This is a genomic window from Lacimonas salitolerans, assembly GCF_042677865.1.
GTDB classification, from domain to species: Bacteria; Pseudomonadota; Alphaproteobacteria; order Rhodobacterales; family Rhodobacteraceae; genus Lutimaribacter; species Lutimaribacter salitolerans.
Window position 1 is genome coordinate 1 of sequence record NZ_JBHUDD010000147.1, and the last position, 20,404, is coordinate 20,404.

Consider the following 20,404-nt stretch of genomic DNA (forward strand, 5'->3'; position numbering starts at 1 on the left):
AGCGTCGTCTTGCCGTGGTCAACGTGACCGATCGTGCCGATGTTCACATGCGGCTTGTTACGTTCAAACTTTGCCTTTGCCATCCGTCTCTGACGCCTCGCAGTTTTGGGGGCACGCCTTGGCCCGGTTCATACTCCGCGCGCCGTTTATTGGCTTGGGCCGGGAAAATCAAGCGCCGATGGGTCATCCCTCGGTCGCAGTGACCTCGGGCGCGGAGTCTGCCACGGGCGTGCCGCCGAACCAGCCCTTTTCGCGCTGCATCCGCACCAGATAGTTCTGGATCATCTTGGCGGCATTGCGGCTGAGGATCTCGATCTGCTGTTCGCGGGTCTGGGTCAGGCCGGAACTGAGCAGGGTTTCGCCCGACAGGCTTTCGAAGACGGTGATCTGCTCGACCTTTTCGTTCAGCTTCTTGCCGGCGGCGTCATCCCAGACCGTCAGGTTGAAGATCACGATGGATTTGGGGTTGGCCACGATCGGGATGCCGGGCTGGGCCAGAACGTAGCCTTCAACCGAGACACCGAAATGATAGAGCCTGTCGCCCTCGTAGCGGTCGAACCGCTCGCCGATGGCCTTGGTCATCGCGGCTTGCCATTCCTCGACGCTGGCTTCGCGCGACAAAGGCCCCTTGGTCAGGTTCGGGGCCACCACGATCCGGTGGCTGAGATTGAAATCCCCCAGATCGACGGGCGGATCGGACAGGTCGTTGGCATTGGTGCAGGCGGTCAGCGCCAACAGGCCCGCGATCAGCGCAAGTGCTTTCATCATCCGGTCGTCCCCCAGGGTCATGTGCCCCTGTCCTAGCCCAGCCGCCCCTTGGGCGCAATCTGCCGCAGGCCCTGACGGGTCGCGGCAGCCAGCCAGCACCCTGGCGCGACAGGATCGCGCGGGGTGGCGGACAGCCCTGCGACATGCCCGTTGACGGTTTTGAAGCTTGCGGGGTAAACCGTTGGAACAGAAAGAACTCTGTGGTTTTGTCGGATGGGGTTGCCGGGTGAAGAAACTGACTGCGCTGATGCTGAGGATACCTGTGCTGTCCTTTATGGCGAAAACGACCACTGTGATTGCCTTCGGCACCGCGATCTATGCGCTGATCTTTCCGGAACAGGCCGGTGCCTATCTGGCGCGGCTGACCCAACACATGGAGGCGGCAAGCCAGCAACTGGAGTCCATTTCCCGGGACGGGGCAGTGACCGCGCAGGCGACTACCCAACTGGCCGAAAGCGTTGCCAGCCGTCCGCGTTTCGAGGTGCAGGTGTTCGGCACCCCGTCGCGGGGCACCCCCTTGATCCAGATGCGCTTCGAAAATGTCACGTCGCGTCCGATCCGCGAGATGGCGACGGTGCTGTATGACGAAAACGGGGCCAAATACTCGAACTTCGATGTCTACCTGATTCCACCGTTCGAGACCGTGATGGATCAGAGCGACAAACCGATCACCGCCATCTGTTTCAGCTATGTTCTGGACGGGGATACGCCCGTGCGCCTGACCGAGCATCGCGCCTTTTCCGTCAACCAGCTTCCGACGCTGGACAAGTCCGGCAATGCCGCCACGTTCGATGTGAAACAGGTTCAGTATGATGTGACCCAGGAAGCGACGCTGGATATCTTCATGTGCCGCGAAGAGCCGTTTTCGCCCGATGTGTTTCGCGAGACGAAACTGGAGCGCGCGCAACGGTCGTCAGGCAACTGACGCCGCTGACCGGGTCCGGGATCGGCGGGGCAAGGGCACAAGACCCGGCAGCCGTCTGATCAGTGCCAGTCGCGCCGACGCCTCATTCGCAGATCTGCCGCAGCGCCTGCCATTGCCGGTCGGTCAGCGCCGGGGTGGTTGCGCCCTGCCCTTCGGCATTGGCGCGGGCATTGGCGGCGCGGTCGGCGGTGGCCGGGTGGGTAGAGAGGTATTCGGGCAGGGACAGGCCGCCCTCCTGTCCGGCCAGCGTGTCGAAGAACGCCCCGAAGCCTGCTGTGCTGATGTCGGCGGCGTTCAGCATGGCGATGGCATAGGCGTCGGCGGTTTCCTCGGCGCGGCGGGAATAGGCGCTGTTGAGCATCTGGTCGGCCACCGCCACCAGCACCGCGCCGCCCGCCACATCGCCAAGGATCAGCGACAGGATACCGGCCGATCCTGCCGCGCGCAGGGCGTTGCGGGTGGCGTCGCGGTTCGCGACATGGCCGATCTCGTGCGCCAGAACGGCGGCGACGGCATCGGGGCCGTCGGCCTGTTCGATCAGGCCGCGGATCAGCACCACGTATCCGCCCGGCGCGGCAAAGGCGTTGAGCATGGGGTGATCGAAGACCAACACCTTGAGGTCGTAAGGGATGTCCTGCCCTGCCGTCAGCCGCGCCACCATCGCATCCAGCGCCGCACGGCCCGCAGGGTCGGTGCATTCCTGCACCTGGGCACCTGAAAAGCTCAGGAACCGCTGCATCTGGCCTACGGCTGCGCGGCCAAAGCGCTCTTCGGTCTCGACCGGCATGATGCGGGCCAGCGTGCCTGCCAGCCCCGGCAGGATCACCAGCAGCATCAGCGCCAGCGCGCCCACCGCCAGAGCGCCATTGCGCAGGATGCGCCGGCCGGTGCCGCGCCGCAGGTCGGATTTGCGCAAGGAGGGCCGGGTTTTCACGATCCAGTCGATCAGCGCCGGATCGCGCAGCACCAGCCGCGCGGGGTCGCGGGGGGATTCGTCGTCGGTGTCCATGTGCCGGGTCAGCACCAGATCGCCGGTCTGTGTATGCTCGGACAGGGCGCGCAGGTCGGCCAGCGGCCAGCGCAGCGCATCGGGCAGCGTGTCGCTCGTGATCAGCAGCGCTTGACGGTCGGGCGACAGGGCCACCTGCACCGCGTGGCGGCTGGCGGTCTGGCCGTCAAAGAACGTGCCCTGCCCCTGCATCGCGTCAGATCGCGCCGCCGATATCCAGCGCATCGGCGAACCCTTCGGCATCGGCCCCGGTGTCGGCGGCGCGTTGCCGGATCGCATCCAGCGCATCGACATTGTGCACCTGCAGGGTCGAGGCATAATGCGCGATCACCGGCTGGGTGATCAGCGCGGTGACCATCGCGCCCAGCACGAGGATCAGCGCGATATAGCTGACCGCCAGCAGGACCGGCACCAGCGGGCCCATGGCTGCCGGGTTGCCCTCCATGATGGCCTGGGTCAGGCCCATGGCGACGATGCCAGCAACCCCGCCAAAGACGGCCAGCACCACGCCGATCAGCAGCCCGCCGACGATATAGATGCGCAGGACCGTGCCGGCCTGCGGGCTTGAGGAAAACGCCACACGCTCTCCCAGCTTCTTGTGGCTTGAAAGATAGCCGAAGCTGTGGACGCGGTAGTACAGGAAGCCGAGCATGAACCAGACATAGCCGACAAAGCCCAGCGCGCCGCCCGGCGCCTCGCTGCCCAGGGCAACGGCCAGGGCGGCCCCCAGAAGGATCAGGCCCAGCCCGATGAAGATGTGTTTCATCGCGCCGTACAGGTCGGTCCACTTGCCGCTCTGGGTCACCCGCTCATCCCCGAACCAGGTGCGGTCGGCCATGTATTTTTCCAGATGAAACGTCATGCGCGGCAGCAGCGCGCCAAGCGTCACGAAGGTCAGCAGGTAATGCCCGATCGCGCGCCAGACATAGCCCCAGGCGCCCTTGTCCATGCCGAACCGGATGCCGCGCCAGCGGGTGCGCGCCATGCGGTAGCGCCGTGCGCGGTAGATCGCGAAAAAGAGGAAGGGCACCACCGACAGAAGCGACAGGTTGATCGCAATCGCCTGCCTGGCGATGTCTTCGTTCGAGCGTGCTTCGGTCAGCAGGGACAGGCCCAGAAAGGTCAGAACGATCTGGATCAGGCCCAGGTAGATGGCCAGAAACACCACGGCGATCAGGAAGCCGAGGAATTTTTCGAGCCCCGTGCCGGTGTATTCGAACCGGTCGCCATCGACCAGGGTCGAGGACCAGATATACTTGCGGATGCGCGTCTTGCCCCAGAACCGGTAGATGCCGAAGGTGATCAGCGTCAGCGCGGCCACCTGAAACGACAGGTTGAAGATCGGCCCCTTGGCACCGGTGTATTGCACGTTTGCGGTTCTGATCTCACTCATGACACGCCCTTTTCAAAATGCCTTCGGGTTACAAAATCACAGATCAATCTGGCACGACTGTGACGTGCCTTCAGTTGAACCTGTTGTCCCTTGGAAAACCGCGCGGGGCCATGCGGCCGGTGCCTGCGCGCTTGCCCACCCATTCATCCAGCGCGGTTTCGGTGCGGGTGCGCCCCGCCGGGTCCAGCCATGACAGACCATTGGCCATGGTGAAGGTGCGGGCGTCGGACAGCCCGCCATCCTTGTACTTCTGCAACCGCACTCCCTTGCCGCGCGTCATCTCGGGCAGTTCGTCCAGCGCGAATATCAGAACCTTGCGGTTGTCGCCCACCACGGCCACGGCATCGCCATCGACGCGCTTGCAGACGCGAGCGCGGGTGTCGGCGCGCACGTTCAGCACCTGCTTGCCGCTGCGGGTCTGGGCGATCACCTCGTCCTCGGGGACGATGAAACCGTCACCGGCGCTGGAGGCGACCAGCAGCCGGGCACCGGGGCGGTGGATGAAGATATCGACGATCTCGGCCTCGTTCGGCAGATCGACCATCAGGCGCAGCGGCTCGCCCATGCCGCGCCCGCCCGGCAGGGTGGCGGCCTGCACGGTGTAGAACCGGCCATTGGAGCCGAATACCAGCAGCTTGTCGGTGGTTTCGGCGTGAAAGACGAAACGCGGGCCGTCGCCGTCCTTGAATTTCAGTTCGCGGGTCAGGTCGATATGGCCGGTCATGGCGCGGATCCAGCCCATCTGGCTGCACACCACGGTGATCGGCTCGCGGTCGATCATCGCCTCGATCGGCACATCCTCGACCTCGGCTGCCTGCGCAAGCTGGGTGCGACGCGCGCCGCCCTTGGATTTCGCGCCGAACTGCTTGCGCACCTCGCGCAGCTGCTCGGCCACGCGGGCCCATTGCAGGCTGTCGTCTTCCAGCAGGTCCATGATCCCGGCGCGTTCGGCCATCAGGCGGTCCTGCTCGGCGCGCAGCTCCATCTCTTCAAGGCGGCGCAACGACCGCAGGCGGATGTTCAGGATCGCCTCGGCCTGCACATCGGACAGGCCGGCGTCGCGCCCCGCGATTCGGTGGGGCGTGCTTCCTGCATCCTCGTCCTCGGACAGGCCCTCGGGCATCACGGCGGCGGGATCGGCCACCATCACCAGCGCGGCGGTATCCACCCCGGTCAGGGGCGAGGCATAATCGGCCTCGGAGGTGGCGCGCGGGATGGTGGATTGATGCGGGGCCGACCAATCCTCGAACATCAGGGCCAGCTTGGGGTCGTCGTCGTAGCGGATGATGTCGATCACCCGGTCGAGATTCAGAAAGGCGATCATCAGCCCTTCAAGCACCTCGAGCCGGTGGTCGATCTTGGCCAGTCGGTGCCGGGCGCGGCGCATCAGAACCTCGCGCCGGTGATCGAGGAAGGCGCGCAGCACTTCCTTGAGGCTGCACACCTTGGGCGTCACCCCGTCGATCAGCACGTTCATGTTCAGGCTGAACCGCGTTTCCAGATCGGAATTGCGGAACAGCATGTTCATCAGCACATCAGGCTCGACGTTCTTTGAGCGCGGTTCCAGCACGATGCGGATGTCATCGGCGGATTCGTCGCGCACATCGGCCAGAATCGGCACCTTCTTGGTCTGGATCAGCTCGGCCAGTTTTTCGATCAGCTTGGATTTCTGCACCTGATAGGGGATTTCGGTGACGACGATCTGCCACTGGCCGCGCCCCAGATCCTCGGTGCCCCATGTGCTGCGCAGGCGGAACGCGCCGCGCCCGGTGCGATAGGCCTCGGCGATGCTCTCGGGCGGCTCGACAACCACGCCGCCGGTGGGAAAATCGGGGCCGGGCACGAATTGCAGCAGGGTTTCATCGCGTGCGTCGGGCGATTTGATCAGGTGCAGGCAGGCGCTGATCAGCTCGTCTATGTTGTGCGGCGGGATGTTAGTCGCCATGCCCACGGCGATCCCGGACGAGCCGTTGGCCAGCAGGTTGGGATAGGCGGCGGGCAGCACCATCGGTTCGGTCAGGCGGCCATCGTAATTTGGGCGAAAATCGACGGCGTTCTCGTCCAGACCTTCAAGCAGCGCCTCGGCCATCACGGTCATCCGCGCCTCGGTGTAGCGGCTGGCGGCGGGGTTGTCGCCGTCGATGTTGCCGAAATTGCCCTGCCCGTCCACCAGCCGGTAACGCATGGCGAAATCCTGCGCCAGACGCGCCATCGCGTCATAGATCGCGGCATCGCCGTGAGGGTGGAAATCGCCCATCGTGTCGCCGGCGATCTTGGCCGATTTCAGGAACTTGCCACTGGGCGACAGGCGCAGGCGGCTCATCGCATACAGGATCCGGCGGTGCACGGGTTTCAGACCGTCACGCGCATCGGGCAGCGCGCGGTGCATGATCGTGGACAGCGCATAGGTCAGATACCGGTCACCGATGGCACGGCGCAGCGGTTCGGACGTGGCAGGCAGGCCGCCCTTGGGATCGTCTGTCATATCGGTCATGCCCTGCTGATAGACGGCAGGTGAATCTGCGTAAAGCGGTTTGGCATAAATTCGACGGGATTTCCCGCGTGGCCTGCGGGCGAATCGTGTATAAGGAACGCCTGCTTATTTTTTAGCGTTGGTAATGTGTGTTGAAACCCGGGGGGGGTCGGTATGTGGCGACTTATTTTGATCAGCTTTGTCTTGATGGGCTGGGGATTTTATGAATTGAGCGGTGGCGCGGATTATGCGCCAAGCCCGGGGTCGCTTCAGGCCGAGGCGTTCACCCCGTTTCGCGCGCCCGAACCTGCCGCGATGGGCCTGGCCAGGGTTCAGCCCGTGACGGATGCGCAGGACGTGTCGCGCGCGTCGCTGGACCTGTCCGAATTGCCGCGCGTCAACGTCCGCTTGCCCAGCATTGCCGCACCCGGGCGCGTGAAACCCGTTTTCGAACAGGCGCGCGTCGTTCCCGCGGCGGCCGAGCAGCCCGAAGCGGAACCGCAAAAAGACCTGCGCCAGATCGCGGGCAGCGTGGTGAACATGCGCAACGGGCCGGGCACGCAGTTCAGCGTGCTGCAAAAGCTGCGCCGGGGCGAGCCGGTCGAGGTTGTCGGCGGCAACGGCGCGGGATGGCTGAAGCTGCGGGTCGTCGAGAACGGGCGGATCGGCTGGATGGCCGACAGCCTTGTGACCGCCGCAGCGGAGTGATTGCCAAACCGCGCCGTTTTGCGCAGTAACGGCGCATGAGCAAATCCATCCTGATCACCGGCAGTTCCAGCGGCATAGGCTATGACGCGGCGCATGGTCTGCGCGCGCATGGCTGGCGGGTGTTTGCCGCCTGTCGCCAGCACGCCGACGTCGACTGGCTGGCGGCCGAGGGGTTCGAGGCGGTGCAACTGGATTACACCGACCCAGAAAGCATCGCCGCCGCGCTGGACCGGGTTCTGGCGGCGACGGGTGGCACGCTAGACGCGCTGTACAACAACGGGGCCTATGCCTGCCCCGGTGCGGCCGAGGATCTGCCACGCGACGCGTTGCGCGCGATGTTCGAGGCGAATGTCTTTGGCTGGCACGACCTGACCACGCGGGTGATCCCGGTGATGCGCGCGCAGGGCCACGGGCGGATCGTCAACTGTTCTTCGGTGCTGGGGCTGGTGGCCGCCCCTTGGCGAGCCGCCTATAATGCCAGCAAATTCGCGCTGGAGGGCCTGACCGACACCCTGCGGATCGAGATGCGCGACACGCCCATCAAGGTGATCCTGATCGTGCCGGGGCCGGTGACATCGCGCATCCGGGCCAATTCGATCCCGCATTTCGAACGCTGGATCGACTGGGAAAACAGCCCGCGCGCCGATCAGTATCAGGCCAAACTGCTGACCCGGCTGTATCAGGATCGCGCCCCGGACCGGTTTGAACTGCCCCCCGGCGCGGTGACGGCCAAGCTGATCCGCGCGCTCGAGGCGCCAAATCCGCGCGCGCGCTATCTCGTGACCACGCCCACCTATATCATGGCCACGCTGCGCCGCGTGCTGCCGACCCGCGCGCTGGACTGGATTCTGGCCAAGGGGTGAATTTACGGTTCGCTTTTGGACCCTGCACGCCTACTTAGGGGCAACGGATGAAAAAGGGACGATACACAAGATGAGGGACGACCCGCTGTTCTACATCGCCGCCGCCGCCTGCCTGGTGGTCGTGGCGATCCTGATCCTGGGGATTTCGAATTTCGGCAAGGGCACGATGGAGGCCGCCAAGAAATCGAACCGGATGATGAAGCTGCGCATCGTGGCGCAATTCGCGGCGGTCGTGCTGATCCTGCTGTTCGTCTGGTTAAGCGGAGGGCGCGGCTGATGGTCGTTCTGAACAAGATCTACACTAAAACCGGCGACGACGGCGAGACCGCGCTGGGCAACGGCGCGCGGGTGGCCAAGCATGCGCTGCGGGTGGCGACCTATGGCACCTCGGACGAGCTGAACTCGTTCGTGGGCGTCGCGCGGCTGCATGCCTCGGGCGATACCGATGCCGCGCTTGAGCGGATCCAGAACGACCTGTTCGATCTGGGTGCCGACATGTGCACGCCCGACATGTACAAGGATGCCGAGCGCGAGTATCCGCCGCTGCGCATGATCCCCGAACAGGTTGCGCGGCTGGAATCCGAGATCGACGCGATGAACGCCCAGCTTGAACCGCTGCGCAGCTTCATCCTGCCCGGCGGGGCCGCGCTGGCAGCGCATCTGCATGTCTGCCGCACCGTGGCGCGCCGGGCCGAGCGGCTGGCGGTGGAGCTGGCGACGATGGAGGCGATCAACCACGACGCGGTGAAATACCTCAACCGGCTGTCGGACTGGTTCTTCGTTGCGGCACGGATGGCCAACAACGACGGCAAGGACGATGTGCTGTGGGTGCCGGGCGCAAACCGTTGAGAAACGGGATGGCGGGCGGGGCGATGTCGGCGCCGCAGGCGGCGACGAGCGGCGCCGTCATCCCGCAAATTGCCCAAAACGCGACGTCGCAGGCGGCTGACGTGACGATTTTGCCCTGTTGCCTGCGGTCACAAGATTATATCAACGCCCAGAGAATACTCTGAAGGCCCGCGCGTGCGGGCCTCGCAACTTGTAAGGGAGACCACGCAGATGAAGGTACTCGTGCCTGTGAAGCGCGTGATCGACTACAACGTGAAGGTCCGCGTCAAGGCGGATGGCAGCGGTGTCGATCTCGCCAACGTCAAGATGTCGATGAACCCCTTCGACGAAATCGCCGTCGAAGAGGCGATCCGCCTGAAGGAAAAAGGCGTGGTAGACGAAGTCATCGCCGTGTCCATCGGCGTCAAGCAGGCGCAGGAAACCCTGCGCACCGCGCTGGCCATGGGCGCGGATCGCGCTATTCTGGTCATCGCCGCCGATGACGTGCACCAGGACATCGAGCCGCTTTCGGTCGCCAAGATCCTTGCCAAGATCGTCGAGGAGGAGCAGCCGGGGCTGGTGATCTGCGGCAAGCAGTCGATCGACAACGACATGAACGCCACCGGCCAGATGCTGTCGGCCCTGCTGGGCTGGTCGCAGGCCACCTTCGCCAGCGAACTGGCGATTGACGGCGACAGCGCCGTTGTCACCCGCGAGGTCGATGGCGGCTTGCAGACCATCAAGGTCAAGATGCCCACCGTGGTCACGGTCGATCTGCGCCTGAACGAGCCGCGTTACGCGTCGCTGCCCAACATCATGAAGGCCAAGAAAAAGCCGATGGATGAAAAGACCGCCGAGGATTTCGGCGTCGACGTCGCGCCAAGGCTGACTGTGGTCAAGACCGCCGAGCCGCCCGAGCGCGCGGCGGGTGAAATGGTCGGCTCGGTTGACGAGCTGGTGGCGAAACTCAAGGAAAAGGGGGCGGTGTGATGGCTGTTCTGCTGCTTGCCGAAGTCAACAACGGCGAATTGTCGATGGATGCCACCGCCAAGGCGGTGAACGCGGCCAAGGCCCTGGGCGACGTGACCGTGCTGTGTGCCGGTGCGTCGGCCGCCGATGCCGCCAAGGAGGCCGCCACGATCGACGGCGTGGCACGGGTTCTGGTGGCCGAGGATGCGGCGCTGGGTCATCGACTGGCCGAGGCGACCGCCGATCTGATCGTGTCGCTGGCTGGCGACTATTCGCATATCGTGGCGCCGGCCACGACCGATGCCAAGAACGTTCTGCCGCGCGTGGCGGCCCTGCTGGACGTGATGATGCTGACCGATGTGTCGGCCATCGTCGATGCCGACACGTTCGAGCGTCCGGTCTATGCCGGCAACGCGCTGCAGACCGTGAAATCGGGCGATGCGACCAAGGTGATCTCGGTCCGCACCGCCAGCTTTGACGCGGCGGGCACGGGCAATTCCGCGCCGGTGGAAACCGTCGACGGGGCCAAGGCCTCGGGGCTGAGCGAATGGGTCGAGGACAAGGTGGCCGAAAGCGACCGCCCCGATCTGACCAGCGCGGGTGTCGTGGTGTCGGGTGGCCGCGGTGTCGGCAGCCAGGACGATTTCGCGCTGATCGAGAAACTCGCCGACAAGCTGGGCGCCGCCGTCGGCGCCTCCCGCGCGGCGGTCGATTCGGGCTTTGCCCCGAACGACTGGCAGGTGGGCCAGACTGGCAAGGTGGTCGCGCCTGACCTATATATCGCCGTCGGTATCTCGGGCGCGATCCAGCACCTTGCGGGGATGAAGGATTCCAAGATCATCGTGGCGATCAACAAGGACGAAGAGGCGCCGATTTTCCAGGTGGCCGATTACGGTCTTGTCGCCGACCTGTTCGAGGCCCTGCCCGAGCTGACCGAGAAGCTGTAAGGCGTCCCGCCTGATCTGTCGAAAGGCCCGCCCGACCGGCGGGCCTTTTGCGTGTTACAGGTGGTCGCGCAGCACGGGGGCCAGCGCCCTTGCCGCCTCAAGATGGGCGGCGGGGCCGGGCATGTCGGCGGCGGCGGGTTCTTCGCCCGGCGGCACCACCATGCCTTCGCGGCTATGGGTGTCGGTGCTGATCGTGACGGTGACAACCTCGGCCACATTGCGGCGCAGCGCGTCGATCATCGCGCCTTCGATGAAAAGCGGATCGGGGCCAAGCCCCTGTGCGGGTGATCCGTCGGGCGGCGGATGATCGGCGAACCACAGCAGGATCACCCGCCCGCCCAGGCGGTCGGCCAGCAGGCGGGTGCGGGCGATCCACGCCTCTTGCAGCTCTTCGCGCAGCAAGGCGAACCTGTCGGGCGCAAATCGGTGCAGGCTTTCCAGCATGTGCCGGGTAAAGGCGAAATCGGTGAAATCCACGTCGCGGAATATCTGGTGCATCAGGCGCGAGGCGCGCAGGAACCTGTCATTGCGGCGCGGATGCACGGTGTAGAAGCGGTTGGACAGGTTGTGCGCGCCGCCGATCTGCACAACGCTGATCCGCGCCTCGCCCGCGATTTCCATCACCACGGGGTCGTTGATGTACAGATCATGACCGGCATTCACGAACCCCAGGTTGACGCAGGGCGTGCCCAGCAGATCCTCGGTCAACGCCGGAAAGGGCCGGGGGATGTATTTGCCATAGGTCTCGGTCGTGCCCAGAAAGGCGATATAGCGTTTATCAAGCAATCGCGCCGGTCCCCGGAAGCTCAGCCGCGATGTGCCATAGCGACACGGTTTGTAATCGAGGCCCTGCGGCCCCGGCACCTGAAAGGACATGGTTCCCACCACCTTGTTTGTTCTCACCCGGCACCAGATTCGGCCAAACGGATTGCCAAACGCTTAATCCGCGCATTCGCGGCAAATTGCGCGGTCGCCCGCGCCCCTTGCAGCAGGGCGGCGGCCATGCCTATTGTGCAGGCAAACGGCATTGGGAGGCGGGACATGGAGATCAAGACCATCGGCGTGGTGGGCGCAGGGCAGATGGGCAACGGCATCGCCCATGTTATGGCGCTGGCAGGCTTTGACGTGCTGATGACCGATATCAGCCAGGATGCGCTGGACGCCGCCGTGGCGCTGATCGACAAGAACCTGACCCGGCAGGTCAGCCGCGAAAAGATCAGCCAGGACGAAAAAGACGCTGCCATGGGGCGGATCAGAACGACGCTGACCCTGACCGATCTGGGGCCAAGCGATCTGATCATCGAGGCCGCGACCGAACGCGAAACCGTCAAGCAGGCGATTTTCGAAGATCTGCTGCCGCATCTCAAGCCGCACACGATCCTGACCTCGAACACCTCGTCGATCTCGATCACGCGGCTGGCCACGCGCACGGACCGGCCTGAAAAATTCATGGGGTTTCACTTCATGAACCCGGTGCCGGTGATGCAGCTTGTCGAGCTGATCCGCGGGATCGCGACGGATGAAGAGACCTATGACGCCTGCCTGAAGGTGGTGGAAAAGATCGGCAAGACCGCCGCCTCGGCCGAGGATTTCCCGGCCTTCATCGTCAACCGCATCCTGATGCCGATGATCAACGAGGCGGTCTATACCCTGTATGAAGGGGTGGGCAACGTGCGGTCGATCGACGAATCGATGAAGCTGGGGGCCAATCACCCGATGGGGCCACTGGAACTGGCCGATTTCATCGGGCTGGACACCTGTCTTGCGATCATGAACGTGCTGCATGACGGGCTGGCCGACACGAAATATCGCCCCTGCCCTCTGTTGACGAAATATGTCGAGGCCGGGTGGCTGGGCCGCAAAACGCAGCGCGGGTTCTACGATTATCGCGGCGAGGTGCCGGTGCCCACGCGCTGAGGCGCCGTAGGGTGGGTGCCAACCCACCCTTGCAGGTCTGTCGATGCCCAAGGTGGGTTGGCACCCACCCTACGCCAGTGCAGGACGAGAGCGCTGGGGGACGCTGTCCCCCAGACCCTCTGGGATATTTGTGGAAAGGGGAAATCAAGGCGTCAGTGCGCGGGTCAGGGCGTTTTGCCGCTCTATCAGGCGCGGCAGGTCGATGGTGGTGATCCGGGCGTCCTGCACCACTTGGCGGCCCTCGACAAACAGGTGCCTCACCCACGTCGGCCCGGCCAGCAGCAGGGCGGCTGCGCCCCAACTGCCGGCACTTTCGATGCCGGTGGTGTCCCAGATCGCGATATCGGCGCGTTTGCCCGGCGCGAGGCGGTCCCAGTCGGGGCGGCCAAGGATGTCGGCCCCACCGCGCGTGGCGTCGGCCCCCGCCAGATCGCGGCGGTCATCATCCATGGTCAGGAGACACACAGGACCAGTTAGCGCGCGACGGTGCCCCCCCATCAAGAGGCGTGGCGCGACAGGATGTCCAGCGCGGCGGCGTGCTGTTGCCGACCCGCAGCGGCGATGACGCGCCCGCCCTGATGCGCCGGGCCGCCCTGCCAGTCGGTGACGATGCCGCCCGCAGCCTCGATCACGGCGATGGGGGCCTGAATGTCGTAGTTGGACAGGCCGGCCTCGATCACCAGGTCGATCTGGCCTGCAGCCAGCAGGGCATAGGCATAGCAATCAATGCCATAGCGGGTGAGGCGCACCTGATCGGCGACCGCGCGAAAGGCGGCTGCATCGGCCGGTGTGCCGACCTCGGGGAAGGTGGTGAACAGGATCGACTGATCCAGCGGGCGGTCGCCGCGCACGCACAGAGGGCGATTGCCATGAGGGCCGGTCATGGAGGCCTGCCCCAGACCGCCGCAGAACCGCTCGCCGATGTAGGGCTGGTCGATGATGCCGAACACCGGCGCGCCGTCCCGTTCGGCGGCAATCAGCACCCCCCATGTGGGTGTGCCCGACAAGAAGCCGCGCGTGCCGTCGATCGGGTCCAGCACCCATGTGATGCCACTGGTGCCGGTGGTGGCACCGTATTCCTCGCCGATCACCGCGTCATCGGGACGGCGGGCAGCCAGCACCTCGCGCATGGCGCGTTCGGTGGCGCGGTCGCCTTCGGTCACCGGGTCGAACCCGGACTGATCCTTGTTGTCGGTCAGCAGGTCCGCCGCGCGGAAGAACGGCAAAACCGCCCTGCGCGCCGCATCGGCCATCGCATGGGCGGTTTCAATGATATCGGTCGTGTCAGTCATCGCGCGGCGCTCCGGTGGGCAGGTCGCCCCGCCCTACCGCAGCGCGATCGCGCTCTCAAGCCACGTCGGACAGCACGCGTGCCAGATCGAACAGGCGGCGGCGCTGGTTTTCGGGAATGGCGTAGTAGGAGCGCACAAGATCCATCGCCTCCTTGTCGCCCATCAGGTCATGGGGCATGTCCTGCGGCGTGCCGCCTTCGGGCGGGGCCGCGTTCAGCCCGTCGAAGAAAAAGCTGACCTCGACCTCAAGCGCCTCGGCGATATCCCACAGGCGCGACGCGCTGACGCGGTTGGCCCCGGTTTCGTATTTCTGGATCTGCTGGAACTTGATACCGACGCTTTCGGCCAGTTGCTGCTGGGTCATGCCGACCAGCCAGCGCCGCTGACGAATGCGTTTACCGACGTGGACATCTACTGGATGTGCCATTTTCGCGTTCTCCGTTGCATCGAAAAATTGCAAGACGGATGGGCCACCGCACACAACCATAAATAAATGGCGATCCCAGCCTCTCACCCCCAAGTGCAATAATGGCGCATTTCCGACCGTTTTATCAATGCTTTTTATACGCGCTGAAGGCGACCCTATACCTTTGAGACACACTTTATGGGTGATTCACCCATAATTTGGGGATTTGACAGCGCGGGTCGCTTTTTCCATCTTGCGCAGACTTTCATGCAGGAGACGCAAATGCGCGCCTTTCAGGTGTTCAATGCCGGAAAACCCGCCGAATTGACGGAGTGTCCGGTGCCCGAACCGGCACGCGGCGAGATCCGGGTGCGAATCGAGGCTTGTGGGCTGAATTTTGCCGATCTGCTGATGGAGCAGGGCAAATACCAGGATACGCCCGAGGCGCCGTTCATCCTGGGGATGGAGGTTGCGGGGGTTGTCGACTCGGCTGGGCCGGATGTGTCCGGCCCAGCGGTGGGCACGCGGGTGGCGGTGTTCGGCGGTCAGGGCGGGCTGGCCGAGTATGGCTGTTTTCCTGCCGCGCGCGCGGTTTCCCTGCCCGACGGCATGAGCGCCGCCGAGGCCGCCGCGTTCCAGATCGCCTATGGCACCAGCCATCTGGCGCTGGACCATCGCGCGCGGATGCAGCCCGGCGAGACCCTGCTGGTGCTGGGGGCGGCAGGTGGTGTGGGCCTGACCGCGGTCGAGGTCGGCAAGCTGATGGGCGCACGGGTCATCGCCTGCGCGCGCGGGGCCGACAAGCTGGAGGCCGCGCGGCAGGCCGGGGCCGACCACCTGATCGACGCCTCCGAGGATATTCGTGCCCGGGTCAAGGATCTGGGCGGGGCGGATGTGGTTTATGATCCTGTGGGCGGCGATCAGTGGCAGGCGGCATTTCGTGCCGCCCGGCCCGAGGCGCGGCTACTGCCCATCGGCTTTGCCAGCGGCGAGGTGCCACAGATCCCTGCCAACCACCTGCTGGTCAAGAACCTGAGCGTGCTGGGCGTCTATTGGGGCGGCTATCTGAAATTCCGCCCCGACGTGGTGACAGACAGTCTGCGCACGCTGCTGGGCTGGTATCAGGAGGGGCGCTTGCGCCCCCATGTCAGCCATACCCTGCCGCTGGCGCAGGCGCGCGAGGGGCTGGACCTGCTGCGCACCCGCAAATCCACCGGCAAGGTGGTGATCACGCCGTAACCAGACGCGGGGCCGCCACGGCGGCGGGGGCGTCGAAGGCCTGCCGCAGCATGGCGCACAGCCGGTCCGTCACCTCGTTGCCCGAGGGCGCGGCATAGAGGTTGATCATCTGCAGCCCCAGGTCGGGCAGGCCCGTTCCCTGCGGCACATAGGACAGATGCGCGGGCGCGTGGCCTTCCAGTATCGCGGTGATGCCCAGATCGGCGCTGACCGTCGCCTCGATCGTGCGGTCGGATTCGGATTCGACGGCCATTTCCCACGGGATGCCTGCAGCGTCCAGCTTGCGCAACGCACCCTGACGGAAACCGCAGTAGCGGCAGAATGCCAGACGCAACGGGCGTTGCCGCCAGACGCTGCCTTCGGGGGCACCGACCCAGCGCAGCGGGATCATCGACAGGGTCTCGCCGCCCTCGCTCAGCATGTCCTCGGTGGTCAGGATCACATCCATCTCGCCGCGTGCGAATTTTGCCTTGAGCTGCGTGGTGAAGGACGACACCAGTTGCACCTTCATGCGCGGAAACTCGGCGTTGAACAGTTGCAGCACGCGCGGGATCGCCGGGTAGACGATATCGACCGGCACACCCAGGGTGATCTCGCCCTCGAACACCCGGTCGGTCAGGCGGGCCATCACCGAATCATTCAGCTCGACCATGCGGCGGGCATAGGTCAGCAACTGCTCGCCCCCGGGGCTGAGCGCGATGCGCCGGCCCGTGCGGTCGAACAGCGACAGGCCCAGCAGTTCTTCCAGCCGCTTGAGCTGCATCGACACAGCCGATTGGGTCAGGTTCAGATGGGTCGCGGCGCGCGTCACCCCGCCCAGATCGGCCACGGCGACGAAAGAGCGCAGCGTGGTGACATCCATATTTCTCATATCACGATACCTGATGCATTGGGTCAAAAACATTCGTTTCACAAATTAGCGCGGATTTCCTATCTGTTCAACAGAATTGATAGAACACGCAGACAGTATCACGAAAGGTAAAGAAATGTCCTCGCTCTCGCTCGCCCGTATCTTCCCCCGTTTCCCTGCCCTGCCCCGGCCCGGTCTTGCGGCCCTGCTGGCCCTGCACCGGCAGCGCCAAAGGCTGGCACGGCTGGATGACGCCGCCCTGGAAGACATCGGGCTGACCCGCGATGCCGCGCTGGCAGAGGCCCGCCGCCCGCTCTGGGACGCGCCCGGGCATTGGTCGCACGCAGAACGCTGACAAACATGAGCAGAATTCTCATGAATGGCGCGCAAAAGACTTGAAACGTGCCACCGCCTTACCGATATTTGTGCCAAGACCCGGGCAAGCCGGGTTAAAAGGTCTAGCATCGGAGGCTTTGATGGCTGAATACAACACGATCCGTACGGCAACGGGCACACGCTCGGCCGCTGCGGTGGACGAAGGGCTTCGCGCCCATATGAACAAAGTCTATGGCACCATGTCCATAGGCATGCTGCTGACATTCGCCGTGGCATGGGCCGTGGGCACCAGCCCGCAGTTGCTGTCGGTGTTCCGCGATCCGGTGACACTGTCGCCGAACATTCTGGGGTGGATCATCATGTTCGCCCCGCTGGCCATGGCCTTCGGCTTTGGCGCGGCGATCAACCGTCTGTCGGCGGCTGGCGCGCAACTGTTCTTCTACGCTTTCGCGTCTGTCATGGGTCTGAGCCTGTCGTGGATCTTCGTTGCCTTCACCGGCTTCTCCATCGCGCAGGTGTTTCTGGTGACCTCGATCGCCTTTGCCGGGCTGTCGCTGTGGGGCTACACCACGAAAAAGGACATCTCGGGCTGGGGGTCGTTCCTGATCATGGGCGTGATCGGCCTGATCGTGGCATCGATCATCAACATCTTCCTGGGATCGCCCGCGATCATGTTTGCGATCTCGATCTTGGGTGTGCTGATCTTTGCCGGTCTGACCGCCTATGACACGCAGGACATCAAGAACGAGTATCTGGCCCATGCGCAGCATGGCGACAGCGAATGGTTGGGCAAGTCCGCGATCATGGGTGCGCTGCGCCTGTATCTGGACTTCATCAACATGTTCATGTTCCTGCTGCAACTTCTGGGCAACCGCGAATAACCTTTCGGTCACCCAGTCATGCGCAAGGGCCGGTCATCTGACCGGCCCTTTTTTCGTGTCAGAACGGAAAGCGTATTGCAGGCATCCCGACAAAAGAAAAACGCCGCGCAGGCCCGGGGCCGCGCGGCGTTGATCTTATCCGGGTCAGGCGATCTTACTTGATCTTGCCTTCCTTGTACTCGACATGCTTGCGCACGACCGGGTCGAATTTACGAACGGTCATCTTTTCGGTCATGGTGCGCGCGTTCTTCTTGGTCACGTAGAAGTGCCCGGTGCCCGCGCTCGAGTTCAGGCGGATCTTGATTGTGGTCGGCTTCGCCATTGTCGCTCTCCTGCACAGGGCGGAGGGCCGCCCGTGAAAACCTTTGAAGCCCGCCTTTTACCGAGGGCAGGCCCAGAGTCAACAGGCAAACCCCGCGCGGGCGCAAATTCGCAGGCCGATGTCACAACGGCGGGCGATTCATGCCCCGGTGCAGATCGGCCACCACCGCATCGTCAAGCTGAAGCGCCTGCGCCAGATTGCGCAGATACGTGCGCTCGGCCTCGGTATCCACCGAGATCGCCATGAGCGAGGCGGAATAGACCTGCGCGCGCATCGCATCGCCGGTGTCGGCGGCAAGCGCCGCCGGGTCGGCAGGCGCATCGAGCGCGGCCTCGACAAAGGCGATCTCATCCTCGCTGGCGTCACCCAGATGATCAAGGATCTTGCGGCGTTCTTCGTCGTCGATCTGTCCATCCGCCTTGGCGGCCTGCACCATCGCGCGGATCATCAGGCGAGCATTCGCCTCGGTCGTGGCGCCGATGGGGGTGTCCTTGGTTAGCGCCTCCATCATGTCGCCCATGCCCTTGGCCCCGGTGCTGGCGGCGCTGGTCATGGCCCCCATCAGGGTGCCCAGCCCGGCCTCGGTCGCCTCGGTGGCGCTGGCGGCCTGGGTGCCAAAACGGGTGAACATCTCGCGCATCTGGTCCTGCTGGACAGGCAGGCCCATCTTTTGCGCCAGCCCGCCCATCTGGTCGGCCATGCCGCCGGGATCACCGGCCTTGCGCATGGCGTCTTTCAGACCGGCCATGCCGCCCATTTTCTGAACACCGCGCGCAGCGGCAAACCCGACGGCCAGCGTGGCCAGTGTCTTGACGAAGCTCATTGTCGAACCCTCCCTTGAGTCTGGTCAGACTAACACATCCTGCGCGACAGTCACTTGACAGACGCGACCGGGCGACCGGCCACATAGGTGGCGGCGATGGCGCGGTCGTCGCCCATCATGATGGTCGGAAACAGCGCCTGCCACAGATCATCCGCCTGCGCTGCGCGTTGCGCGATGGCCGGGGTCGAGGCCAGGTCGATCACGGTCAGATCCGCCTCGAACCCCGGGGCAAGCGTGCCGATGCGGTCGCCCATCCGCAACGCGCGGGCCGATCCGGCAGTCGCCAGCCACCACAGCTGCGCCGGATGCAGGGCGTGGCCGCGCAACTGCCCGACCTCATAGGCCGCGGCCATCGTGCGCAGCATGGAAAAGCTGCTGCCGCCGCCAGTATCCGTGGCCAGCCCGATGCGCTGCCCCTGCGCCATCAGCCCGGCCATGTCGAACAGGCCCGACCCGATGAAGGTGTTCGAGGTCGGACAATGGATCAGCGCGGCATCCACCTCGGCCAGCCGCTCCCTCTCGCGCGGCTCAAGGTGGATGGCGTGACCATAAAGGCCATTCGCGCCCAGCAGGCCATGCGCCTCGTAGGTATCGAGATAATCGCGCGCCTGCGGGTAAAGCGAGCGGACCCAGGCGATTTCATCGACCTGCTCGCTCAGATGTGTCTGCATCAGGCAGTCGGGATGCTCGGCCCAGAGCGCGCCAAGCGCCTGCAACTGATCGGGCGAGGAGGTGGGCGAGAATCGCGGCGTGATGACATAGGACAGCCGGTCAACCCCGTGCCACTTGCGCAGCAGGGCGCGGCTGTCGTCATAGGCCGATTGCGCGGTGTCGCGCAGATCGTCGGGCGCGTTGCGGTCCATGCAGGTCTTGCCCGCCGCCACCCGCATGCCGCGCGCCTGCGCGGCGGTAAAGAGCGCCTCGACGCTGGCGGGATGGATGGTGCAGTAGCTGGCCACGGTCGTGGTGCCATTGGCCAGCACCAGATCCAGATAGCGCGCTGCGATCATGGCGGCATGGTCGGGATCGGCAAAGCGCGCCTCTTCGGGAAAGGTATAGCTGTTCAGCCAGTCGATCAGCCGTTTGCCCCAACTGGCGATGATCGCCGTTTGCGGATAGTGCACATGCGCATCGACGAAGCCGGGCGAAATCAGTGCCGCGCCGTGGTCGATCACGCGGGCATCCGGGTGATCTGCCCGCAGGGTGGCACCATCGCCCACATCAGCGATCCGGCCATCGCGGATCAGCACGCCGCCGTGCGTGTGGTGGCGTGCGGCCGCAGGACCATCGGCAAAGGGATCGCCGTCAAACCCCAGCGTCTGGCCCAGCAGCAGTGTTGTGTCGCCCATGGCGTCCTCCGATGCCGTTCCCTTGTGCCGTGCCGACGTTACTGTGCCGACATGCGGACGAAAAGTGCCGCCGAGCATTGTTTTGCCACCCCGCGATCAGATATGA

Annotated in this window: 23 protein-coding genes and 1 pseudogene; 11 read left to right on the forward strand and 13 right to left on the reverse strand. The window is 64.7% G+C overall.

Going from position 1 to position 20,404, the window contains the following annotated elements; all coding sequences use genetic code 11:
- Together ACFTOW_RS15870 and ACFTOW_RS15875 are read right to left on the reverse strand one after the other, a co-directional pair.
- Positions 1–83, reverse strand: an 83-nt coding sequence (locus ACFTOW_RS15870) for a GTP-binding protein (protein WP_236549664.1), incomplete at its 3' end; no start/stop codon positions are given.
- A 100-nt stretch (positions 84–183) separates the two neighbouring features.
- On the reverse strand, positions 184–789 hold the full coding sequence (locus ACFTOW_RS15875) for a hypothetical protein (RefSeq protein ID WP_379917455.1): 606 nt from the start codon (positions 787–789) through the stop codon (positions 184–186).
- A gap of 205 nt (positions 790–994) precedes the next feature.
- Here ACFTOW_RS15875 and ACFTOW_RS15880 point away from each other — a divergent pair, with 205 nt between their 5' ends.
- A complete protein-coding gene (locus tag ACFTOW_RS15880; protein WP_379917457.1) occupies positions 995–1,693 on the forward strand; it encodes a hypothetical protein in 699 nt (232 codons plus the stop codon).
- A gap of 82 nt (positions 1,694–1,775) precedes the next feature.
- On the opposite strand, the gene ACFTOW_RS15885 is transcribed toward ACFTOW_RS15880, so the two are convergent.
- The 3 genes from ACFTOW_RS15885 to ACFTOW_RS15895 form a co-directional block, all read right to left on the reverse strand.
- The gene (locus ACFTOW_RS15885; protein WP_379917459.1) at positions 1,776–2,927 is read right to left on the reverse strand and encodes a M48 family metallopeptidase; all 1,152 of its coding nucleotides are present in this window, start codon (positions 2,925–2,927) and stop codon (positions 1,776–1,778) included.
- Complete coding sequence (locus tag ACFTOW_RS15890) at positions 2,899–4,095, reverse strand: DUF898 family protein (protein ID WP_379917461.1); 1,197 nt, start codon at positions 4,093–4,095, stop codon at positions 2,899–2,901. Before ACFTOW_RS15890 ends, ACFTOW_RS15885 begins: the two co-directional genes overlap by 29 nt.
- 70 nt (positions 4,096–4,165) lie before the next feature.
- Entirely contained in the window at positions 4,166–6,589 is a 2,424-nt protein-coding gene (locus ACFTOW_RS15895) for a DNA topoisomerase IV subunit A (RefSeq protein WP_379917463.1), read from the reverse strand.
- A 153-nt stretch (positions 6,590–6,742) separates the two neighbouring features.
- Between ACFTOW_RS15895 and ACFTOW_RS15900 the strand changes: the two genes are divergently transcribed.
- From ACFTOW_RS15900 to ACFTOW_RS15925, 6 genes are all read left to right on the forward strand, one after another.
- The gene (locus tag ACFTOW_RS15900; protein WP_379917465.1) at positions 6,743–7,276 is read left to right on the forward strand and encodes an SH3 domain-containing protein; all 534 of its coding nucleotides are present in this window, start codon (positions 6,743–6,745) and stop codon (positions 7,274–7,276) included.
- A gap of 35 nt (positions 7,277–7,311) precedes the next feature.
- On the forward strand, positions 7,312–8,139 hold the full coding sequence (locus tag ACFTOW_RS15905; protein WP_379917467.1) for an SDR family NAD(P)-dependent oxidoreductase: 828 nt from the start codon (positions 7,312–7,314) through the stop codon (positions 8,137–8,139).
- A 70-nt stretch (positions 8,140–8,209) separates the two neighbouring features.
- Complete coding sequence (locus tag ACFTOW_RS15910; protein ID WP_379917469.1) at positions 8,210–8,416, forward strand: twin transmembrane helix small protein; 207 nt, start codon at positions 8,210–8,212, stop codon at positions 8,414–8,416.
- Positions 8,416–8,988: a cob(I)yrinic acid a,c-diamide adenosyltransferase gene (locus tag ACFTOW_RS15915; RefSeq protein WP_379917472.1), complete on the forward strand. Its 573-nt coding sequence runs from the start codon at positions 8,416–8,418 to the stop codon at positions 8,986–8,988. The genes ACFTOW_RS15910 and ACFTOW_RS15915 overlap by 1 nt, the downstream gene beginning before the upstream one ends.
- 210 nt (positions 8,989–9,198) lie before the next feature.
- Positions 9,199–9,957, forward strand: a complete 759-nt coding sequence (locus ACFTOW_RS15920; RefSeq protein WP_379917474.1) for an electron transfer flavoprotein subunit beta/FixA family protein — start codon at positions 9,199–9,201, stop codon at positions 9,955–9,957.
- Positions 9,957–10,883, forward strand: a complete 927-nt coding sequence (locus ACFTOW_RS15925; RefSeq protein WP_379917476.1) for an electron transfer flavoprotein subunit alpha/FixB family protein — start codon at positions 9,957–9,959, stop codon at positions 10,881–10,883. Before ACFTOW_RS15920 ends, ACFTOW_RS15925 begins: the two co-directional genes overlap by 1 nt.
- 54 nt (positions 10,884–10,937) lie before the next feature.
- On the opposite strand, the gene ACFTOW_RS15930 is transcribed toward ACFTOW_RS15925, so the two are convergent.
- Positions 10,938–11,759 carry a DUF6473 family protein gene (locus ACFTOW_RS15930; RefSeq protein WP_379917479.1) on the reverse strand — a complete coding sequence of 274 codons (822 nt, stop codon included), beginning with the start codon at positions 11,757–11,759 and terminating at the stop codon, positions 10,938–10,940.
- Positions 11,760–11,924: 165 nt separating this feature from the next.
- Between ACFTOW_RS15930 and ACFTOW_RS15935 the strand changes: the two genes are divergently transcribed.
- On the forward strand, positions 11,925–12,800 hold the full coding sequence (locus ACFTOW_RS15935; protein ID WP_379917481.1) for a 3-hydroxybutyryl-CoA dehydrogenase: 876 nt from the start codon (positions 11,925–11,927) through the stop codon (positions 12,798–12,800).
- Between the two features lie 144 nt (positions 12,801–12,944).
- Here the strand turns inward: ACFTOW_RS15935 and ACFTOW_RS15940 are convergent.
- The 3 genes and pseudogenes from ACFTOW_RS15940 to ACFTOW_RS15950 form a co-directional block, all read right to left on the reverse strand.
- A pseudogene (locus ACFTOW_RS15940) lies at positions 12,945–13,214 on the reverse strand (8-oxoguanine deaminase); the annotation flags it as partial.
- An 83-nt stretch (positions 13,215–13,297) separates the two neighbouring features.
- A complete protein-coding gene (gene hisN / locus ACFTOW_RS15945) occupies positions 13,298–14,092 on the reverse strand; it encodes a histidinol-phosphatase (RefSeq protein WP_379917483.1) in 795 nt (264 codons plus the stop codon).
- A 55-nt stretch (positions 14,093–14,147) separates the two neighbouring features.
- The gene (locus ACFTOW_RS15950) at positions 14,148–14,519 is read right to left on the reverse strand and encodes a helix-turn-helix domain-containing protein (RefSeq protein ID WP_379917485.1); all 372 of its coding nucleotides are present in this window, start codon (positions 14,517–14,519) and stop codon (positions 14,148–14,150) included.
- Between the two features lie 261 nt (positions 14,520–14,780).
- On the opposite strand from ACFTOW_RS15950, the gene ACFTOW_RS15955 reads away from it, so the two are divergent.
- The gene (locus ACFTOW_RS15955) at positions 14,781–15,737 is read left to right on the forward strand and encodes an NADPH:quinone oxidoreductase family protein (protein WP_379917533.1); all 957 of its coding nucleotides are present in this window, start codon (positions 14,781–14,783) and stop codon (positions 15,735–15,737) included.
- On the opposite strand, the gene ACFTOW_RS15960 is transcribed toward ACFTOW_RS15955, so the two are convergent.
- Positions 15,727–16,608 (reverse strand): LysR family transcriptional regulator, encoded by an 882-nt coding sequence (locus ACFTOW_RS15960; protein WP_379917488.1) that lies wholly within the window; start codon positions 16,606–16,608, stop codon positions 15,727–15,729. The two genes, ACFTOW_RS15955 and ACFTOW_RS15960, sit on opposite strands and share 11 nt — an antisense overlap.
- Positions 16,609–16,723: 115 nt before the next feature.
- Between ACFTOW_RS15960 and ACFTOW_RS15965 the strand changes: the two genes are divergently transcribed.
- Together ACFTOW_RS15965 and ACFTOW_RS15970 are read left to right on the forward strand one after the other, a co-directional pair.
- The gene (locus tag ACFTOW_RS15965) at positions 16,724–16,942 is read left to right on the forward strand and encodes a DUF1127 domain-containing protein (protein ID WP_379917490.1); all 219 of its coding nucleotides are present in this window, start codon (positions 16,724–16,726) and stop codon (positions 16,940–16,942) included.
- Positions 16,943–17,063: 121 nt separating this feature from the next.
- Positions 17,064–17,804 (forward strand): Bax inhibitor-1/YccA family protein, encoded by a 741-nt coding sequence (locus ACFTOW_RS15970; RefSeq protein ID WP_379917492.1) that lies wholly within the window; start codon positions 17,064–17,066, stop codon positions 17,802–17,804.
- A 154-nt stretch (positions 17,805–17,958) separates the two neighbouring features.
- Here ACFTOW_RS15970 and rpmG read toward each other — a convergent pair whose 3' ends face one another.
- The 3 genes from rpmG to guaD all read right to left on the reverse strand — a co-directional run bounded on the left by rpmG (position 17,959) and on the right by guaD (position 20,298).
- Positions 17,959–18,126 carry a 50S ribosomal protein L33 gene (rpmG, locus tag ACFTOW_RS15975; RefSeq protein WP_024811021.1) on the reverse strand — a complete coding sequence of 56 codons (168 nt, stop codon included), beginning with the start codon at positions 18,124–18,126 and terminating at the stop codon, positions 17,959–17,961.
- A 121-nt stretch (positions 18,127–18,247) separates the two neighbouring features.
- The gene (locus ACFTOW_RS15980) at positions 18,248–18,949 is read right to left on the reverse strand and encodes a DUF533 domain-containing protein (RefSeq protein WP_379917495.1); all 702 of its coding nucleotides are present in this window, start codon (positions 18,947–18,949) and stop codon (positions 18,248–18,250) included.
- Between the two features lie 50 nt (positions 18,950–18,999).
- Positions 19,000–20,298, reverse strand: a complete 1,299-nt coding sequence (gene guaD, locus ACFTOW_RS15985; RefSeq protein WP_379917497.1) for a guanine deaminase — start codon at positions 20,296–20,298, stop codon at positions 19,000–19,002.
- Between the last annotated feature and the right edge of the window lie 106 nt (positions 20,299–20,404).

What these genes read in the sequence shown, in the direction of transcription:
- ACFTOW_RS15960 (WP_379917488.1), bottom strand. Translation starts at nt 16,608, where the DNA reads ATGAGAAATATGGATGTCACCACGCTGCGCTCTTTCGTCGCCGTGGCC.
- ACFTOW_RS15950 (WP_379917485.1), bottom strand. Translation starts at nt 14,519, where the DNA reads ATGGCACATCCAGTAGATGTCCACGTCGGTAAACGCATTCGTCAGCGG.
- ACFTOW_RS15965 (WP_379917490.1), top strand. Translation starts at nt 16,724, where the DNA reads ATGTCCTCGCTCTCGCTCGCCCGTATCTTCCCCCGTTTCCCTGCCCTG.
- ACFTOW_RS15920 (WP_379917474.1), top strand. Translation starts at nt 9,199, where the DNA reads ATGAAGGTACTCGTGCCTGTGAAGCGCGTGATCGACTACAACGTGAAG.
- ACFTOW_RS15895 (WP_379917463.1), bottom strand. Translation starts at nt 6,589, where the DNA reads ATGACCGATATGACAGACGATCCCAAGGGCGGCCTGCCTGCCACGTCC.
- ACFTOW_RS15910 (WP_379917469.1), top strand. Translation starts at nt 8,210, where the DNA reads ATGAGGGACGACCCGCTGTTCTACATCGCCGCCGCCGCCTGCCTGGTG.
- ACFTOW_RS15930 (WP_379917479.1), bottom strand. Translation starts at nt 11,759, where the DNA reads ATGTCCTTTCAGGTGCCGGGGCCGCAGGGCCTCGATTACAAACCGTGT.
- ACFTOW_RS15905 (WP_379917467.1), top strand. Translation starts at nt 7,312, where the DNA reads ATGAGCAAATCCATCCTGATCACCGGCAGTTCCAGCGGCATAGGCTAT.
- ACFTOW_RS15980 (WP_379917495.1), bottom strand. Translation starts at nt 18,949, where the DNA reads ATGAGCTTCGTCAAGACACTGGCCACGCTGGCCGTCGGGTTTGCCGCT.
- ACFTOW_RS15900 (WP_379917465.1), top strand. Translation starts at nt 6,743, where the DNA reads ATGTGGCGACTTATTTTGATCAGCTTTGTCTTGATGGGCTGGGGATTT.
- ACFTOW_RS15935 (WP_379917481.1), top strand. Translation starts at nt 11,925, where the DNA reads ATGGAGATCAAGACCATCGGCGTGGTGGGCGCAGGGCAGATGGGCAAC.
- ACFTOW_RS15955 (WP_379917533.1), top strand. Translation starts at nt 14,781, where the DNA reads ATGCGCGCCTTTCAGGTGTTCAATGCCGGAAAACCCGCCGAATTGACG.
- guaD (WP_379917497.1), bottom strand. Translation starts at nt 20,298, where the DNA reads ATGGGCGACACAACACTGCTGCTGGGCCAGACGCTGGGGTTTGACGGC.
- ACFTOW_RS15915 (WP_379917472.1), top strand. Translation starts at nt 8,416, where the DNA reads ATGGTCGTTCTGAACAAGATCTACACTAAAACCGGCGACGACGGCGAG.
- ACFTOW_RS15890 (WP_379917461.1), bottom strand. Translation starts at nt 4,095, where the DNA reads ATGAGTGAGATCAGAACCGCAAACGTGCAATACACCGGTGCCAAGGGG.
- ACFTOW_RS15970 (WP_379917492.1), top strand. Translation starts at nt 17,064, where the DNA reads ATGGCTGAATACAACACGATCCGTACGGCAACGGGCACACGCTCGGCC.
- ACFTOW_RS15885 (WP_379917459.1), bottom strand. Translation starts at nt 2,927, where the DNA reads ATGCGCTGGATATCGGCGGCGCGATCTGACGCGATGCAGGGGCAGGGC.
- ACFTOW_RS15925 (WP_379917476.1), top strand. Translation starts at nt 9,957, where the DNA reads ATGGCTGTTCTGCTGCTTGCCGAAGTCAACAACGGCGAATTGTCGATG.
- ACFTOW_RS15875 (WP_379917455.1), bottom strand. Translation starts at nt 789, where the DNA reads ATGACCCTGGGGGACGACCGGATGATGAAAGCACTTGCGCTGATCGCG.
- hisN (WP_379917483.1), bottom strand. Translation starts at nt 14,092, where the DNA reads ATGACTGACACGACCGATATCATTGAAACCGCCCATGCGATGGCCGAT.
- rpmG (WP_024811021.1), bottom strand. Translation starts at nt 18,126, where the DNA reads ATGGCGAAGCCGACCACAATCAAGATCCGCCTGAACTCGAGCGCGGGC.